Here is a 17,292-nt window from a genome sequence, read left to right as displayed (position 1 = left end):
ACAAATAAACGGCGCGTGTCAGATCACGCGCCGTCCTTCGCGCCAAACGGTGCGAATGATCGGTACGTGCTCGGCAATCTGCACACGCACCAGATCACCACGCTTTCCAATTGCGATTTCACCACGATCCTGCAGGCCAACGGCTTTTGCCGGATTGCTTGATACCAGCTTGATCGCCTGTGGAAGCGTAATTTGCTCCATGACATCTGCCATGAAGAATGCCGATTGCATCATGCTTGCCGGAATATAATCAGACGAAATAATATCGAGATGACCGGCTTCAGCCAATTCGCGTGCCGAAACATTGCCAGAATGCGAACCACCACGCACCACATTGGGCGCGCCCATCAGAACCGACATACCCGCTTCCTTGGATGCCTTGGCGGCCAGATGTGTTGTTGGAAATTCAGCAACGCGAATTCCCTGCGTACTTGCTTCTGCAACGTGATCCGCTGTGGCGTCATCGTGGCTGGCCAGAACGATGCCGCGCTCAAGGCAATCACTGGCAATCGCCTTGCGGGTCGGTGCCGAATGTCGCTGTGACTGGCCCATACGCTTTTCGCAATAGCGTATGAATTCTTCTTCGGTCACTCTGAGCTTGCTCATGTAGTAGGATTTGTAGGTTTCAATATCCGTGAACTGCCGCTGTCCCGGTGCATGATCCATCAGTGAAACCAGTTTGACCAGCGGATGCACGCCAAACCGCTCGAATGCACTCAGGCAATCAGGTGCTGAAACCTCGCACCGCAAGTGCAGAAAATGGTCGGCGCGCAAACGTCCTGCCTCACGCCCCTCTGCGATTGCTGATGACAGCTTACGCATATCATCAATACCCGTCTGCGCTTCATCGTCGAAGCCGATCCGCAAAGCATCAAAGACTGTCGTAATGCCGGAAGCGGCAATCTGCGCGTCATGAGCCTGAACCGCAGCAATCGGATTCCAGCGCACTTTCGGGCGTGGCGCATAATGGCCTTCGAGATGGTCAGTGTGCAACTCGACCAGTCCCGGCGTCAAATAATCCCCTTCCATGTCTTTACCAGACACGGACGAGCCGGATGAAATATCAACGATGACACCATCAGCTATTTTAACGGTACCGCTGATTACTTCGTCAGGCAGAACAATATTTGCATTTTTTAGAACAGTTTCCGTCGTCATTCCTCAAGGCCTTCCCACAGCCCGAGAGGACCGTTTTGACACCTTAGTACCACCGGTCATCGGATGCAGCGAATGAATCTCGAATGGTGCGCCTTTTTCCGGTTCCACAAAGAGCGCAAGATTGGCGATTTCTACCGGATCATCCAGAACAGGCGCAAAAAAGTCGTCAAGCACGCGTTCGACATGCGGCCGCTGCTTTTCATCGACTGGTCCGGTCAGCGTCATATGAAAGCGAAACTCATCGAAAACGTAAGGATAGCCCCAGCGATCAAGGTTCTGGCGCTGCCCTTCGCTCAATCGTTCTGGACGACGCTTGGCAATTTCCGCATCCCGCAATGGCGCGCGAAAACGATCAAACGAAACCACCACGTCATTGGCAAGCTGATTGAGTTCAGCCACAGGCTCTTCCGGCACGAGCGCAAAGAACGGGCCAATACCCTGCAATTTCAGGCGTGGTATGACGAATGGCGCGCTCGAAGATGCGAAATACATCAGCGCGGAAAGCAAATCGCTTTCCTGATAGGTCTCGTCCAATCGGAAAGGCGCTTTCAACGTGCCATGAAAACCATAGCGGCGCGGCTCCTCGGTCAGTGCGGCAATATCTTCGGCCGCAAGCGTTCGAATCGCAGGAACCTTAACCGGCTCTCCACTAAACGCACTTCGCCCAAGCCAGTTGGCGGCAACTTTCAAAAGCGCATCGCCTGACGGCGGCGTGAAATAAATCGCGTAACGCATAGTGATTCCTCTCTTGGCGGGATCGTTACACGCAGATTGTGGCAAGTCGATAAAGGGTAAGTGACATCTGGATTTTACATCACCGCAAATTCCTATGGAGTACCCTGCACTTCTTCAACGCTCTAAATTATTGAACCTACGCATGGTGCTTTCCAAAAACTGGTTCAGATTTTTGGACTGATACTGTAGGCGTACGTGCGGATAGAAACGAGGAGATAACTATGGGTGGCTTTGCGTCGATCGGTGAGTGCATGATCGAACTGTCCGGCGGTGGCGATGATCAATGGCGCATGGGATATGCCGGCGACACACTGAACACCGCCTGGTACATGCGCGCGCTGAAAGACCAATCGTATCCCGTGGAATATGTCAGCGCATTTGGCGAGGACGATTTCTCGCAGAAGCAACGTGCTTTCCTCACATCAAATGGCATCGGCATTGCGCACAGCCCCATTATCAAGGGCGTCCATCCTGGGCTATATGCGATCACGCTCAATGGCGCAGAACGTTCGTTCACCTATTGGCGCAGTGATGCAGCAGCGCGACGCCTCGCAAACGACCGAAATGCCTTAAAAGCCAGCCTGGCTGGCCGCGATATGATCTACTTCTCGGGCATTTCAATTGCCATCGTCTTCCCGGAACATCGCGAAACTCTGTTCGAAATCTTACGTGAATGCCGCGCAGAAGGCGCCCGCATCGCATTTGATCCGAATTTCCGCCATCAGCTCTGGCCTGATCGCGAGGTCGCAAAGAAAGTCATCAGCGAAGCCATGCAGATTGCCGATATCGCGCTGCCGACTTTCCCCGATGAACAGGCGCTCTTTGGCGATGCGACGGCGCAGGCCTGTGCGGAAAGACTTATTGGTCTTGGTGTGAAGGAAATTGTGGTCAAGGACGGCACAGAGCCCGCGCTTGTTATAGCGGACGGCGAGCAAACCCTCATTCCATCCGTCAAAGCCAATGCGGTTGATACGACAGGTGCTGGTGACAGCTTTAACGGTGGTTATCTTGCCGCACGTATTGAAGGCTTATCGCCCGTTGAAGCTGCACGCAAAGCACATGCAGTTGCAGCGCGCGTAGTGGAAATTCGCGGCGCGCTGGCTCCAATGGAACACGCACGCGCCGCTTATCTCAACGAAACTAATCCCGCGTAAACGTAAAATGGCTCGTCTGGGCGTAAACTTCGCCCGGACGTAAGATCGCTTGAGGAACGTAGGAATATTCCAGCGAACCCGGCCAGACCTGCGGCTCCAGACAGAACCCTGCATGCTTGCCGTAAGGCTTGCCCATTAAACCAATGCAATCATTGGCCATTGTATTGCCGGCATAAAACTGAACGCCAGGCTCCGTCGTCTCAACATCAAGGCGAATACCGGACCGCGCACCTTTAACGGACGCACAGGGGCGCAACGGACCGCGTGCCGCCGTCATGCAGAAATTGCTGTCATATTCGACTTGCTTGCCGTCCTCCTTGAAGCGGACTGGACGGAAATCGCGGAAATCATAAGGCGTGTCTTTGACGGGCAAAATGCGCCCATCGGGAATCAGTGCCTCATCGACCGGCATATAGGCATCGGCTTCGATCTTTAACTGGTGATCGAGTATGTCGCCCTCTCCGCCATCATCAAGATTGAAATAGCTGTGATGGAGAAGATTGCACACCGTTGGCTTATCCGTCACTGCTTCAAGACGCACAATCAAAGTACCCTTTGCATTGAGCATATAGGTGCAGCTTACATTGAGATTACCGGGGAACCCCATCTCTCCATCGGCTGCAAGTGTGGCGAGCGTAACGAAATCAGATCCAGAGCCGGTGACTTTCCAGACGCGGTTTCCAAGGCCTTTGCTGCCGCCATGCAGATTATGAATTCCCTGAAAATTCGCCTCGACATCATATGTCTTTCCATCAAGCACAAACCGCGCATTGCGGATGCGATTGGAAAAGCGACCGGCGATTGCGCCTAAATGGGGCGAGTGCGCTGGATAATCGGCAAAATCACGATAGCCAATAACCAATGGCGCATCATGACCTTCCATGCGCAAATCCTGAACAGCTGCGCCCCATGTAATGATCTTCGCTTCGAGCGAACCATTGGCTATTGTAAGCCGATGAACCGCCTGCCCGTCCGGTGCATATCCAAAAATTTCCGATGTCACTTTGTTCGCCCATTTTGATGCGTTTTCGAGAGCCGCATCAAGCCGCATCGGCGCGTGCTGCGCAAGAGCGAATGCAACTAAACCGGAAGTATCTAGTGGTCTGAGCCCGACATTTTCATCCCTCGATACAAGCGTTAAAGCGGTTCCAGTTAATATTGAATCGTTGGAACCGCTGTAACTATTTGTTTTTACGCATTCCCGAACGCAAAACCGGTTCCTACTTTGGCTGAAAATGCTTTAAAGAAATTTCGGAATCAAAAAGACCATTAGCAAGCATTTGAATCTAGTGGATTTTTCGAATTTGACGTTTGAAACAGCATTTGTGTCGGTCGGGATTCACATGTCAAATTCAATCCACTAGACGTAACGTTCTTCAACGCACATTCAAAACAAATCAATATTATTTACCCAAACTATGGAGTAATATCGGTTAATTATAAGTATTATTTATTTTTACATTATATAAATTAGGGATTTCAGAGATGAAGCCTAACTTCAAAAAAATTATACCCTATATTTTTAGTGAAGAAGGTGGTTATGTCGACAATCCACATGACCCCGGCGGCGCTACCAATATGGGAATTACCATAGCGACACTCTCGGCATGGCGGGGACACCCGATATCTACATCAGATGTGATGGACCTTACACAAGCAGAAGCCACGAAAATCTATCAGCAACAATTCTGGAACAAGATCGATGGTGATGATCTCCCATCGGGCATTGATTACGCGGTATTCGACTTTGCGGTGAACTCAGGGCCAGGCAGGGCGGCGAAAATGCTGCAAGGCATTGTCAATCTGCCTGAAGATGGCGTCATCGGCGTTAAAACCCTTGCCGCACTTTCTGATCACTCGCCTGAGGCGATCATCAACGCACTATGTGATGCGCGCGCCACTTGGCTGAAAGGATTGTCCACAGCTTCGACCTTTGGCACTGGCTGGTTGGCACGCGTCGAGCGTGTCCGATCTCGTGCACTTGCACTTGCCGCGACCCCATCTGTCACCGAGCCTGCGGAACCGAAAGCCGCCTCGCTACCGAAAGCACGGCAATGCGATACGGCTGTCAAAACTGTGCTGAAACATCCCGAAGCGCTTGGTGCTTTGGGCAGTGCCGCATCGGGGCTTGCAGCGGTTGCTTCCGGCAATGGGCCAGTACAATACGCGCTTGCGATTGTCATGCTCGCATGCACCGCTGTCGGGCTTTGGTACTTCATAAAGCGGGTGAGAAGCGAACCCTGAACAATTCTTTTTTGAGCACATTTCAAAAAATTGTAATTCGCTCTATGTTGCGCTTCGCGTGCTGTGCACCTTATATGCGCAATCAGAGTGCGTTTCGATCTGACTTCATCAGATCGACGCGTCTCAATTATTTGTTTTCACGCGCATCTTTTCCGAAAACCGTTTCACACTTTTCGGGATGCGCTCTAAAGTCCGGCGAAGTCTCGGTGATCGTGAAGCTATTATGACTTTCCCTGTCACCGGAAAAACGCTAGATACGCGCAGATACTCAGACGTATGCCTGTAGTGGCATCGCCAAGAATAAAGGAATCGAAACTTGTCCTCTACTTTTGACAAAGTCGCCGACATCATTGCTGAAACAAGTGAAATCGATCGTGATACCATCACGCCCGAAAGCCACACCATTGATGATCTGGGCATCGACAGCCTCGATTTCCTCGACATCGTCTTTGCGATCGACAAAGAATTCGGCATCAAGATTCCGCTTGAACAGTGGACGCAGGAAGTGAACGAAGGCAAAGCGCCGACTGAAGAATACTTCGTTCTGAAGAATCTCTGCGCCAAGATCGACGAACTGGTCGCGGCCAAAAAGGGCTGACCAGCCGCGAAAGCTGACGGTATTGAAGGGTGAACATCCGTGTTCGCCCTGATTCCGTTTCTGGATCACGCACAGCATCCCAAGCACAGCATTTACGGGCAGAACCGAACTATGCAGAGCAATAAAGTCGTCATCACAGGAATTGGCATCATCTCTTCGCTTGGCGAAGGACTGGATGCGCATTGGAATGCTTTCTCAACGGCTGGTTCAGAACCACGCCTCGAAAAAGAAGCCTTTGCGCCGTATACAGTTCATCCGCTTGGTGAAGTCGATTGGGGCTTGCAAATCCCTAAGCGCGGCGACCAGCGCCAGATGGAAACCTGGCAGCGGCTTGGTACCTATGCGGCAGGTCTCGCGCTTGACGATGCGGGCATCAAGGATGACGAAGTATTGTGCGCCAGCATGGACATGATCGTGGGCGCCGGTGGCGGCGAACGCGATATCACTGTCGATATGCAGATTCTCGAAGAAGGCCGCACCAGTAACAACCGCGGTGTAATGCTCAACGAGAAGCTCTCGACAGAGCTGCGCCCTACCCTGTTTCTCGCTCAGCTTTCAAACCTGCTAGCAGGCAATATCTCCATCGTTCATAAAGTGACCGGCTCTTCCCGCACATTCATGGGCGAAGAAGGCTCCGGTATTGCTGCAATTGAGACGGCTGCGGCACGCATTCGTTCGGGTCAGAGCACACATGCGCTGGTCGGCGGCTCATACAATTCCGAACATTTCGACATGATTCTCGGTCACGAGCTTGGCGGATTGCTCAAGCACGACGGTTGGGCTTCACTGTGGGAACGTGATGGTACTGCCGGTGGCGGTATGATCTCCGGTTCCGGCGGTGTATTTCTTGTGCTCGAAAGCGCTGAACATGCTGAAAAGCGTGGCGCGCGCGCTTATGCGGAAATTGCGAGCATCGAAAGCGCCCAAATCCGCCGTGATGCCGATGATCTCGAAAAAACTGTGCGTGAACTGGTGCTTGCTTCCAATGGCGGCAAAGAACCTCAATATGTGGTTTCCGGCTCATCCGGCGCACATGCTGCGACCGCTGCCGAAAAAGCCGCACTGAATGGCGTTTCTTCAGCCTATCGCGGCATTACCGGGCTGACGGGGCATTTGCGCGAAGCTCAGTTCCCCTTGGCGCTGGCGCTCGCAGCCATTTCTGTTTGGAAAGGTGAGGCTTTCGCACCAACAAGCCCGTCTGAAAAGGCGATTGATGGAACAATCAGCGAAGCCATCGTCACCACCATCGGTGCAACTCGCGCTGAAGGTGCCGCAAAGCTGGTGAGAGCATAAGATGACCAAATATACAGACCATCTCGGCCGCCCCATCGTTGCAATTACAGGTGCAGGCGTTGTTTCCTCCCTCGGACAGGGCAAGGAAGATAATTGGGCTGCACTGACCGGCGGACGCTCCGGCATTCATGACATCACCCGTTTTCCGACTGAAAGCCTTAAGACACGCTTCTCCGGCACGGTCGACTTTCTGCCAGAAAGCAATATCGGCTCCTCTGCCCTCTCCGAGGCGCTCGCACGTCTTGCTGGTGAAGAGGCGCTCGCACAGTCCGGTCTTTCCGTGACCAACTTTGGCGGTCCACTTTTCCTTGCAGCACCTCCTGTTGAGCTGGACTGGAAAAGCCGGTTTGCGCTCGATGCAAGCATCAAGGATGAAGGTCCGGCCAGCTATCAGCTTCTGCTCGAAGCCTGCCGTCGTGCGCGTCAGATTGATCTCTTCAATACGACGCAGTTCGGCTATATCGCCGAGCGCCTGTCAGAGGTTTTTGGCACGCGCGGCCTGCCAGTTACGCTGTCGACTGCTTGCGCTTCGGGTGCGACCGCAATTCAGCTCGGCGTCGAAGCCATTCGTCGCGGCGAAAGCGATCGTGTTCTTTCGATCGGCACAGACGGTTCGGTATCAGCTGAATCGCTGATCCGCTTCTCGCTGCTGTCAGCGCTTTCGACCCAGAACGACAAACCGGAAAAGGCTTCAAAGCCCTTCTCCAAGGACCGTGACGGTTTTGCGATGGCCGAAGGTTCTGGTGCGCTGGTCATGGAATCACTTGAAAGTGCAGTGGCGCGCGGCGCAAAGGTGCTGGGCATTCTGGCAGGTTGTGGCGAAAAGGCCGACGATTTCCATCGCACCCGTTCCAAGCCGGATGCCTCGCCTGCTATCGGAACGGTACGTGCAGCACTTGCTGATGCCGGTTTGACTGAAGATCAGATTTCTTATGTCAACGCTCATGGCACCTCGACGCCTGAGAATGACAAAATGGAATATCTTGCTCTTTCAAGCGTATTTGGTGAGCAGATCGCGTCGATCCCGGTTTCATCCAACAAGTCGATGATTGGCCACACGCTGACTGCTGCCGGTGCTATCGAAGCCGTGTTTTCACTGCTGACGATCCAGACCGGCACATTGCCGCCAACTATCAATTACGACAATCCAGACCCGGCAATCCCGCTGGATGTCGTGCCGAATGTGAAGCGCGACGGACAGGTTTCCGCGGTGCTTTCAAACTCATTTGGCTTTGGTGGACAAAATGCCAGCCTTGTTTTGACGGCAAATCCGAATTAATCGGACTAAAAGTTATATATTCTCGGTAATCCCGGAAAGCCGAATGCTTTCCGGGATTATGTCTTGAAAAGGATAAATTCATGCGCGCCTTGCAGCTTCTTGATGATCGTCGTCTCGAAATGACCGATATCGCTCCGCCTGCCGCACCCGGCAATGGCGAAGTTACGGTCAGGATCAAAGCCGTCGCGCTCAATCATATTGATGTATGGGGCTGGCGCGGCATGGCATTTGCCAAGCGCAAGATGCCACTGGTCATCGGTGCGGAAGCCTCTGGCGTTGTCGATGCAATCGGTCCCGGTGTTTCCAATGTTCTGCCCGGTCAGCTCGTTTCGATCTATGGCGCACGCACTTGCGGTCTCTGCAAGGCCTGCCGCGAAGGCCGCGACAACCTCTGTGAACATGTAGGCGGCGTCCACGGCTTCCATCTTGATGGCTTTGCATGTGAAGCAGTCAATCTGCCAGCACGTCTTCTGGTTCCAGCACCTCCCGGCGTTGACGCAATCGGTGCGGCTGTTGCTCCTGTGACCTTCGGTACGGTCGAGCATATGCTGTTTGACAATGCGAAGCTTCAGCCGGGTGAAACGATTCTGGTTCAGGCCGGGGGTTCCGGCATTGGTTCGGCCGCAATCCAGCTTGCCAAGAAGATGGGCTGCACCGTCATCACTACCGTTGGCTCGGATGACAAGATCGAAAAGGCCAAGGCACTGGGTGCCGATCACGTTATCAATTATCGTGTCGACCGCTTTGAAGGTGTTGTTCGCAAGCTCACCAAAAAGAAGGGCGTCGATGTCGTGTTTGAACATGTCGGCGCAGACACATGGGCAGGCTCAATGCTTTGCATGAAGCGCGGTGGACGTCTTGTGACCTGTGGTTCCACCTCCGGCGTTTCCACGAACATGAACCTGATGATGTTGTTCCAACAGCAGCTTAAGCTTCTCGGTTCATTCGGTTGCCGCATGGAGAATATGGCTGACGCCATGCAGAAAATGGCGCAAGGCGTCGTTCATCCGGTCATCGACACGATTGTCGGCTTTGATGATATCGACACTGCTTTGAAGCGCATGGAAGGCCGCGACGTCTTCGGCAAAATCGTGTTGCAGATCGACTAAGCTTTTGATGTTCAAGTTCAAGCTTCTTCTCTTCAAATGGTCGCGTAAACTCAAGCAGTTCAACTACTGGCTTTGGGCGCAGGCAGTGTTTCTGGCTCTGGCCCTGCTGCGTCTGTTGCCTGCTAAAAGCGCGATCCGCTTCTCAGCTTGGTTTGCACGTCGTGTTGGGCCGCTCACGCCCCGACACAAGGTTGCGATCAACAATCTTCGTCTGGCCTATCCTGAGAAGAGCGAAGCAGAAATCGAAAAGATCGCCATCGAAATGTGGGATTCGATGGCTCGCCTCTTCGCAGAATATATCTTCCTCGACGCGATCTTCGATTTCGACCCAAATGCTACAGAGCCCGGCCTGATTGAAGTCGAAGGAATTCCGATCTTCGAACGCCTGCGTGATGAGAAGAAACCGCACATCTTCTTCACCGCGCATACAGGCAATTTCGAGCTTCTCCCGATCTGCGCGGGTACATTTGGTCTTGATGTGACGGCCCTCTTCCGTCCGCCGAACAATCCCTATATTGCGAAGACCGTTCTCAAGGCGCGCCGCACCAATATGGGGCATCTCGTGCCATCAAAGGCCGGTGCCGCTTGGTCGCTGGCGCGTGTTCTGGATGCTGGCGGTAATGTCGGGATGCTGGTGGACCAGAAGTTCCAGCGTGGCGTTCCCTCGACTTTTTTCGACCGACCGGTCAAGACCAATCCGCTCTTGGCAAAGCTCGCACGTCAATATGATTGTGATGTCTACCCGGCGCGCTGCATTCGTTTGCCTGGCGGTCGCTATCGGCTCGAACTCAAAGAGCGCATGGAGCTGCCACGCGACGAAAAAGGCGAAATCGATGTTGCCGCGACTGCTCAGCTTCTCAACGACACCGTTGAAGGCTGGGTACGCGAATATCCCGGCCAGTGGATGTGGTTCCACAAGCGTTGGGGCTGACCAACTAAATATGTGCGTTCGGCCCACCTTGGCCGGGCGCATTTTTATTTTATGATGTGAAAACATCCTGCAAGGGAGACAAACATGCGTCCTATCGCTATCGCCCCATCCATTTTGTCCGCTGACTTTGCGCGTCTTGGAGAAGAAGTTGATGCCGTGCTTGAAGCGGGTGCCGACTGGATTCATATCGACGTCATGGACGGTCATTTCGTGCCAAACATCACGTTTGGTCCACAGGTGGTAAAAGCCATTCGTCCGCGCACCAAGGCTTTCTTCGATACGCATCTCATGATTGCGCCTTGCGACCCCTATCTCGAGCACTTCGCTGATGCAGGCTGCGATCTGATCACGATCCATGCCGAAGCTGGCGCGCATACGCACCGCTCGCTTCAGAGCATCCGTGCTTTGGGCAAAAAGGCTGGTCTGGCGCTCAACCCTGCGACCCCTGTCGAGGCTCTGACAAATGTGATCGATGACGTTGACCTCGTTCTCGTCATGACGGTCAATCCGGGCTTTGGTGGTCAGAAGTTCATTGCGCCTATGCTCGACAAGATCAAGCGCGTGCGTGATATGATCGGTGACCGTCCAATCGACATTGAAGTGGATGGTGGCATTACACCTGAAACCGCTGGATCGGTTGTTGCTGCAGGTGCAAATATTCTTGTTGCCGGTTCTGCTGTCTACAAGGGTATCTCGGTAGAAACCTACCGCGCCAACATCGCAGCCATTCGCCAAGCAGCAGAAGCAGCACGCTGAACTATTTTCCCGGGGCGAGTGCATTGAGCAGAGCCTTGCGCTCTGCTAAACACCGCGCATTCCCTTTACCCAAGACCTGCAGCCCGGCAGACGGGCCGCCAAAACAGGATATGCCCATGATCCCGCGCTATTCCCGACCAGAAATGGTCGCCATCTGGTCTCCCGAAACCAAATTCCGTATCTGGTTCGAAATTGAGGCCTATGCCTGCGAAGCGCTCGCTGAACTGGGCGTAATCCCAAAGGAAGCTGCCAAGACCATTTGGGAAAAGGGTAGCGTTGCAAAGTTCGACGTTGCGCGCATCGATGAAATCGAAGCCGTCACCAAGCATGACGTCATTGCATTTCTGACGCATCTTGCTGAATTCATCGGCCCGGACAGCCGCTTTGTGCATCAGGGTATGACCTCTTCGGACGTGCTCGACACGACGCTGAATGTGCAGCTCGTACGCGCCGCTGATCTGCTTCTCGCAGACATGGACCGCGTGCTTGCAGCGCTCAAAAAGCGTTCTTTCGAGCATAAGGATACCGTTCGTATTGGTCGCAGCCATGGCATTCATGCCGAGCCGACAACAATGGGTCTCACATTTGCACGTTTCTACGCCGAGATGTCGCGTAACCGTGCTCGTCTCGTTGCAGCCCGCGCCGAAATCGCAACCGGTGCGGTGTCGGGTGCTGTTGGCACTTTCGCCAATATCGATCCACGCGTTGAAGAATATGTCTGCGAAAAGCTCGGTCTCGAAGCTGAGCCAGTTTCAACGCAGGTTATCCCGCGCGACCGCCATGCCATGTTCTTTGCAACGCTTGGCGTTATCGCTTCGTCGATTGAAAATGTTGCAATCGAAATCCGTCACATGCAGCGCACAGAAGTTCTGGAAGCAGAAGAGTTCTTCTCACCCGGCCAGAAGGGCTCGTCCGCTATGCCGCACAAGCGTAACCCTGTTCTGACCGAAAACCTGACCGGTCTCGCCCGTCTGGTTCGTATGTCGGTTGTGCCTGCTATGGAAAACGTTGCTCTCTGGCATGAACGCGATATTTCACATTCGAGTGTCGAGCGTGCGATTGGTCCGGACACCACCATCACGCTTGATTTCGCGCTGAACCGTCTGGCTGGCGTTATCGAGAAGCTGGTGATCTATCCAGACAACATGCTCAAGAACATGAACAAATTCCGTGGTCTCGTGCATTCACAGCGCGTGCTGTTGGCTCTTACGCAGGCTGGTGTTTCCCGTGAGGATTCCTATCGCCTCGTGCAGCGCAATGCGATGCGTGTCTGGGAACAGGGGGCAGACTTCCTTGAAGAACTGCTGGCCGATCAGGAAGTGCGTGCAGCACTCTCCGAAGAACAGATCCGCGAAAAGTTTGACCTTGGCTATCACACCAAGCATGTCGATACGATTTTCAAGCGCGTTTTCGGCTGAGATTTAGGGTCTAGAGCGCCGTGCGCCCTCTTGGGCGCACAAAGGTCGCTCTAACACTTTATATTTACAGCATAATTTTACCTTAAACTGATTCAAGTTTAAGGAATTATGCTGTAGTGGATTGAATTTGACGTTTGAATCCCAACTGACACATACGCTGTTTCAAACGTCAAACTCGAAAAAAGCCCCATGTTTCTCTAAACATGGGGCTTTTTATTATCTCGGGTTATGCGCTCTTTTTAATCGTATTGATTACATTGCCCCATGGATCTTCAAAGGCGCGGTTATTGCCGCCTCGCGTATCTTCCATCTCAACCCATCCAAGGCCAGTGCGGTCCTGATCACGTTTACCAGCACCAGAGCTCTGCCAGGCATTTGCGCCGATGTGGTGATGATATCCACCCGTAGACAAAAAAACTGCCTTGTCGCCATAGGTCTGCACGGTATCAAAGCCCAGTTGCTGATGCCAGAAAGCTTCGGCATCCTTTGCATTGCCCACGCGCAAGTGGACATGACCAATGACGGTATTCTGTGGCGCACCGTTCCATTCACCGCCCTCACGATCGATAACATCGAGAAGGTCTTTAACGTCAAGCGCATCGGTACCCATTTTCACACGATCACCGTTCCACTGCCACGTATTGTGTGGGCGATCGGAATAGATTTCGATGCCGTTCCCTTCCGGATCGGTCAGATAAATTGCTTCACTGACATTGTGGTCGGATGCACCGGCAACGGGCAACTGCTTGTCGATAGCACGACGCGACCAGCGTGCGAGATCGCCACGTGTCGGTAACAGAAATGCCGTGTGATAAAGACCTGCACTGCGTGGATCATCAGGTTTAGCTGCGGAAAACTGTTCGATTTCCATCAGTTCGCGATCACCTGCGCCCAAAACAATGGAAGCTCCACGGCGTGTCATCTCCCGCAAGCCCACAACGTTGCGATAATACTCTGCAAGGCCTTCAGCATCGCGCGCCTTAAGACCAACACGCGCCACACGTACTGGTGTCGTCATTGCGAAGGGCAAAGGTGCGTTTTTTGCAGTGTTGTTGGAAACGACCTTTTCGGTGGTGGCCGTCTTCAGCGTCTCAGTCATTTCATTCTCCTTCGGCGGCATTTCTGCGCGCGCGGAAAGAATATTGCTCATAACGGCTGCGCCTGCAGAACCAAGCATAGTTCTTCTGCTGATGGCCATAGTCGTTACATCCTCTCCGTAGTTATCTTCTCGCCAAAGATCACAATTCGGAGAGCGTTTCACAAGATAGCGATCATCGAACAAGCTGTTCATCATTTGCGTCAGTCATCTTCGAGTACCCGTCTTATACCAAGGCGCTTAATACTTTTCGCGCTATGCAATTAGAGCGTGTCCCGCTTAATCGCACCCATGGCGCTCGCTCTAAATTCTTTTAGCTGTCACATGTTCGCGGGAGCTCAAATGAATCCATTTGAGCTCGACACGCTTTAGCAAGCTTGAAGACATGCAAAATCGCCTCTAAATAGGAGGCATGAAAGTCAAAGACACAGATATCCTCATTATCCCTGGCTACACCAATTCCGGCCCCGATCACTGGCAGACCCGTTGGGAGAGCAAACTCTCGACGGCTCGGCGTGTCGAGCAGGCCGAATGGTCGAAACCCGTAAAGGACGATTGGGTCGCACAGCTTGTGAAAGCCGCCAATGAGGCCACAAAGCCTATTGTTCTGGTCGCGCATTCACTGGGTGTCGCGACCGCGCTTCACGCCATGCCGCACATTCAGCATAAGATTGCTGGCGCATTTTTTGTGGCACCACCGGACGTCTCAAATGAAAAGATCCGGCCCAAGCATCTTATGACCTTTGGTCCTTATCCGCGTGAGCGTTTGCCTTTTCCGACGATCACAGTCGTCAGTCGCAACGATCCGTTCTCAAGCTTTGAAGCCGCAGAAGAGGTTGTGAAGGATTGGGGCGCGATGTTGATAGATGCAGGTGAATCCGGGCACATCAATTCGGAATCAGGCCACGGCCCATGGCCTGAAGGCTCAATGGTTTTTGCTGAATTCATGACCCAGCTGCAACCTGTAAAACATCACTAATTCAATAAGTTATAAGTACATCTGATTAAATAGATTCATATCCAGTTTAAAAGCGGCAGATGACAATCCATCTGCCGCTTTTTTCTTATGCGCGAACAGCATCCACAAGCGTCTTGGCACCGAGGCGAATGTAGCCGCCGTCATTTCCTAATGTCAGAAACTGGAAGCCAAGCGGAATATAGCGACGTGCGAATTCTGCCGAAGGCGAGTAAATGCCTGTAAATTTCCCTGCAGCAGCTGCCTTGCGTGCAATGATGCTAATCGGCTCGATGATTGCTTCGGAATCCGGATTGGCTTCGCGGCCATTGCTCCAGGCAATCGAGAAGTCGGCAGGACCAACGAATACGCCATCAATACCGCGTACATCGAGAATCGCATCAAGTGCGTCGTATGCATCGCGCGTTTCAATCATCGCGAAAGCCAGCGTGTCCTGATTGGCCGTCACGAGATAGTCATTCGAACCTGGCGCGCCGTAATCGGCATTGGCTCGGAAAACGCCCCACGAACGCTCACCAACCGGCGGATATTTCATCGCTGCTGCAAATCTGCGTGCATCTTCAACCGAGTTGATCATTGGCGCGATTACAGCCTGAGCGCCAAAGTCGAGCGCACGGCTTGCCATATCAAAACGTCCAACCGGAATACGAACGACGGGTGGCTTTCCTGCGTTCAGGATCAACCCAAGACTGCGCAGCACACTTTGCTCATCATGGCCACCGTGCTGCATATCAAGCGTTACAGCCTCAAGAGCACTGTGAGCCAAAACCTCAACTGTCAGTATTTCCGGCAAGGATGACCATGCGGAAAGAACTGTTTCTCCGGCACGAAGACGCGAAGACAAAGACATGCTTATTCCCCTACTCAAGAGCATTTCCTGTTTAGACTGAAACAATGGAAATGTTCTATCTATTTGTTTTTACGCGCATCTTTCTCCGAAAACCGGCTCCCGCTTTTCGGGATACGCTCCAAATGATAAGGGCGAAAATGCGCTTTGCATTTCCGCCCCTGAATATCATTTAGTCCTTTTGGACCTGCTGAATTGCTTCCTCGAGGAAAGCAAACATCTTCTCGCGAATGGTTTCGTCCGTCACTTTCACACTCGCCGCGTCGAAATCAGCACGCAGCTTGCGGAAGACGTCTTCATCACCCGCTTCTTCAAAATCAGCTGCAACAACTTCACGAGCATAGGCATCAGCGTCTGCATCGTGCTTGCCAAGCAATTCTGCGGCCCAGAGACCAAGAATCTTGTTGCGGCGAGCTTCTGCCTTGAAGCGCAACTCCGCATCAAGTGCGAATTTGCTTTCGAAAGCGTTGCGGCGGTCATCCATGCCAGTGGTCATTAATACAGCTCCCAAGACTTTAAGCATTTCCTGCAAAAGCAGTTAAACTTTTGCATAAGACAATGCAGCAAAACAAATGCTTAGCGCGTGTACTGAGACTTATCCCAAAATTCAACACGCTCTAAGTTATGCGAGATCGTCATCCGTTCTCTTGCCTAAAGCTGGCAAGGGGCGCAAGATTATACAAGAGCCAAACAACACTTTCTTGATTTATCCGGCTCTGAATCACTTAAAACGGGGGAACGGGTACAAAGCAGGATTGTTAAAAGCCCACAATTGCTATACGTAGCCCGCGAGAATAGCGGCAAAAGCCGATCATCACATTTTTGGAAATCCGAGAAAAGCCATGAACCGTCGCCGCCGTATTTACGAGGGCAAGGCCAAGATTCTTTATGAAGGCCCTGAGCCCGGTACGCTTGTCCAATTCTTCAAGGATGACGCAACCGCGTTTAACGCGAAGAAGCATGAAGTTGTTGACGGAAAAGGCGTGTTGAATAACCGCATCTCCGAGCACATTTTCACCCAGCTTAACCGCATTGGAATTCCAACCCACTTTATCCGCCGTCTCAACATGCGTGAGCAGCTGATCAAGGAAGTGGAAATCATTCCGCTTGAGGTTGTTGTGCGTAATGTTGCTGCCGGTTCGCTGTCAAAGCGCCTCGGCCTCGAAGAAGGCACTGTTCTGCCACGCTCGATCATCGAGTTCTATTACAAGGCAGACGCGCTCGACGATCCAATGGTCACCGAAGAGCATATTACAGCTTTCGGTTGGGCAAGCCCTGCGGAAATCGACGACATCATGGCTCTTGCCATTCGCGTCAACGACTTCCTCACCGGCCTGTTCCTTGGCATTGGCATCCAACTTGTTGACTTCAAGATGGAGTGCGGCCGTCTGTTCGAAGGCGATATGATGCGTATCGTCGTCGCCGACGAAATCTCGCCAGACTCAGCGCGTCTTTGGGATGTCACCACAAATGACAAACTCGACAAAGACCGCTTCCGCCGCGATATGGGCGGGCTGGTTGAGGCCTATCAGGAAGTGGCGCGCCGTCTCGGCATTATGAACGAGAACGAAACGCCTCGTCCTTCCGGCCCTACGCTTGTGAAGTAAAATCCGCACAGCCCGGCAACTCGCGTTCCGGGCTGTTTTCATTGTTGTTACGCGAGAGCGTTTCCTGTTTTAACTGAACCATGCGAAACGC

17 protein-coding genes are annotated in these 17,292 nt (G+C 52.8%); 11 read left to right on the top strand and 6 right to left on the bottom strand.

Going from position 1 to position 17,292, the window contains the following annotated elements:
• Positions 1-18 precede the first annotated feature (18 nt).
• Positions 19-1,158, bottom strand: coding sequence for an alpha-D-ribose 1-methylphosphonate 5-triphosphate diphosphatase (locus CES85_RS13725; protein WP_095446484.1), 1,140 nt, complete (start codon positions 1,156-1,158; stop codon positions 19-21).
• A 3-nt stretch (positions 1,159-1,161) separates the two neighbouring features.
• Positions 1,162-1,893 carry a DUF1045 domain-containing protein gene (locus CES85_RS13720; protein WP_095446483.1) on the bottom strand — a complete coding sequence of 244 codons (732 nt, stop codon included), beginning with the start codon at positions 1,891-1,893 and terminating at the stop codon, positions 1,162-1,164.
• 221 nt (positions 1,894-2,114) lie between these two features.
• On the opposite strand from CES85_RS13720, the gene CES85_RS13715 reads away from it, so the two are divergent.
• Complete coding sequence (locus tag CES85_RS13715; RefSeq protein WP_095446482.1) at positions 2,115-3,047, top strand: sugar kinase; 933 nt, start codon at positions 2,115-2,117, stop codon at positions 3,045-3,047.
• Here the strand turns inward: CES85_RS13715 and CES85_RS13710 are convergent.
• Positions 3,034-4,050: an aldose epimerase family protein gene (locus tag CES85_RS13710; RefSeq protein ID WP_095447880.1), complete on the bottom strand. Its 1,017-nt coding sequence runs from the start codon at positions 4,048-4,050 to the stop codon at positions 3,034-3,036. The genes CES85_RS13715 and CES85_RS13710 overlap by 14 nt on opposite strands.
• 482 nt (positions 4,051-4,532) lie before the next feature.
• Between CES85_RS13710 and CES85_RS13705 the strand changes: the two genes are divergently transcribed.
• From CES85_RS13705 to purB, 8 genes are all read left to right on the top strand, one after another.
• Positions 4,533-5,291 (top strand): glycoside hydrolase family 108 protein, encoded by a 759-nt coding sequence (locus tag CES85_RS13705; RefSeq protein WP_095446481.1) that lies wholly within the window; start codon positions 4,533-4,535, stop codon positions 5,289-5,291.
• 316 nt (positions 5,292-5,607) lie between these two features.
• The gene (locus CES85_RS13700; protein ID WP_094506999.1) at positions 5,608-5,889 is read left to right on the top strand and encodes an acyl carrier protein; all 282 of its coding nucleotides are present in this window, start codon (positions 5,608-5,610) and stop codon (positions 5,887-5,889) included.
• 111 nt (positions 5,890-6,000) lie between these two features.
• A complete protein-coding gene (locus CES85_RS13695) occupies positions 6,001-7,182 on the top strand; it encodes a beta-ketoacyl-ACP synthase (protein ID WP_095446480.1) in 1,182 nt (393 codons plus the stop codon).
• Between the two features lies 1 nt (position 7,183).
• Positions 7,184-8,461 (top strand): beta-ketoacyl-ACP synthase, encoded by a 1,278-nt coding sequence (locus CES85_RS13690; RefSeq protein ID WP_095446479.1) that lies wholly within the window; start codon positions 7,184-7,186, stop codon positions 8,459-8,461.
• A gap of 80 nt (positions 8,462-8,541) precedes the next feature.
• Positions 8,542-9,570, top strand: coding sequence for a zinc-binding dehydrogenase (locus tag CES85_RS13685; protein ID WP_095446478.1), 1,029 nt, complete (start codon positions 8,542-8,544; stop codon positions 9,568-9,570).
• A gap of 4 nt (positions 9,571-9,574) precedes the next feature.
• Positions 9,575-10,501, top strand: a complete 927-nt coding sequence (locus CES85_RS13680) for a lipid A biosynthesis lauroyl acyltransferase (RefSeq protein ID WP_095446477.1) — start codon at positions 9,575-9,577, stop codon at positions 10,499-10,501.
• Positions 10,502-10,585: 84 nt separating this feature from the next.
• Complete coding sequence (rpe, locus tag CES85_RS13675; protein WP_095446476.1) at positions 10,586-11,257, top strand: ribulose-phosphate 3-epimerase; 672 nt, start codon at positions 10,586-10,588, stop codon at positions 11,255-11,257.
• 116 nt (positions 11,258-11,373) lie between these two features.
• Positions 11,374-12,675: an adenylosuccinate lyase gene (purB, locus tag CES85_RS13670; protein WP_095446475.1), complete on the top strand. Its 1,302-nt coding sequence runs from the start codon at positions 11,374-11,376 to the stop codon at positions 12,673-12,675.
• A 226-nt stretch (positions 12,676-12,901) separates the two neighbouring features.
• On the opposite strand, the gene CES85_RS13665 is transcribed toward purB, so the two are convergent.
• On the bottom strand, positions 12,902-13,873 hold the full coding sequence (locus CES85_RS13665; protein ID WP_235902051.1) for a VOC family protein: 972 nt from the start codon (positions 13,871-13,873) through the stop codon (positions 12,902-12,904).
• Between the two features lie 310 nt (positions 13,874-14,183).
• Between CES85_RS13665 and CES85_RS13660 the strand changes: the two genes are divergently transcribed.
• Complete coding sequence (locus CES85_RS13660; RefSeq protein ID WP_095446474.1) at positions 14,184-14,750, top strand: alpha/beta hydrolase; 567 nt, start codon at positions 14,184-14,186, stop codon at positions 14,748-14,750.
• Between the two features lie 85 nt (positions 14,751-14,835).
• Here CES85_RS13660 and CES85_RS13655 read toward each other — a convergent pair whose 3' ends face one another.
• Together CES85_RS13655 and CES85_RS13650 are read right to left on the bottom strand one after the other, a co-directional pair.
• A complete protein-coding gene (locus CES85_RS13655) occupies positions 14,836-15,603 on the bottom strand; it encodes an HpcH/HpaI aldolase family protein (RefSeq protein WP_191794045.1) in 768 nt (255 codons plus the stop codon).
• A 163-nt stretch (positions 15,604-15,766) separates the two neighbouring features.
• Entirely contained in the window at positions 15,767-16,090 is a 324-nt protein-coding gene (locus CES85_RS13650; protein WP_095446472.1) for a DUF1476 domain-containing protein, read from the bottom strand.
• A gap of 346 nt (positions 16,091-16,436) precedes the next feature.
• Between CES85_RS13650 and purC the strand changes: the two genes are divergently transcribed.
• Positions 16,437-17,201 (top strand): phosphoribosylaminoimidazolesuccinocarboxamide synthase, encoded by a 765-nt coding sequence (purC, locus tag CES85_RS13645; RefSeq protein ID WP_095446471.1) that lies wholly within the window; start codon positions 16,437-16,439, stop codon positions 17,199-17,201.
• The last annotated feature ends 91 nt before the right edge of the window (positions 17,202-17,292 follow it).

This window comes from Ochrobactrum quorumnocens, assembly GCF_002278035.1.
Taxonomy (GTDB): Bacteria; Pseudomonadota; Alphaproteobacteria; order Rhizobiales; family Rhizobiaceae; genus Brucella; species Brucella quorumnocens.
The sequence above is the reverse complement of the archived record's forward strand: the minus strand, read 5'-3'. Positions and strand labels throughout refer to the sequence as shown.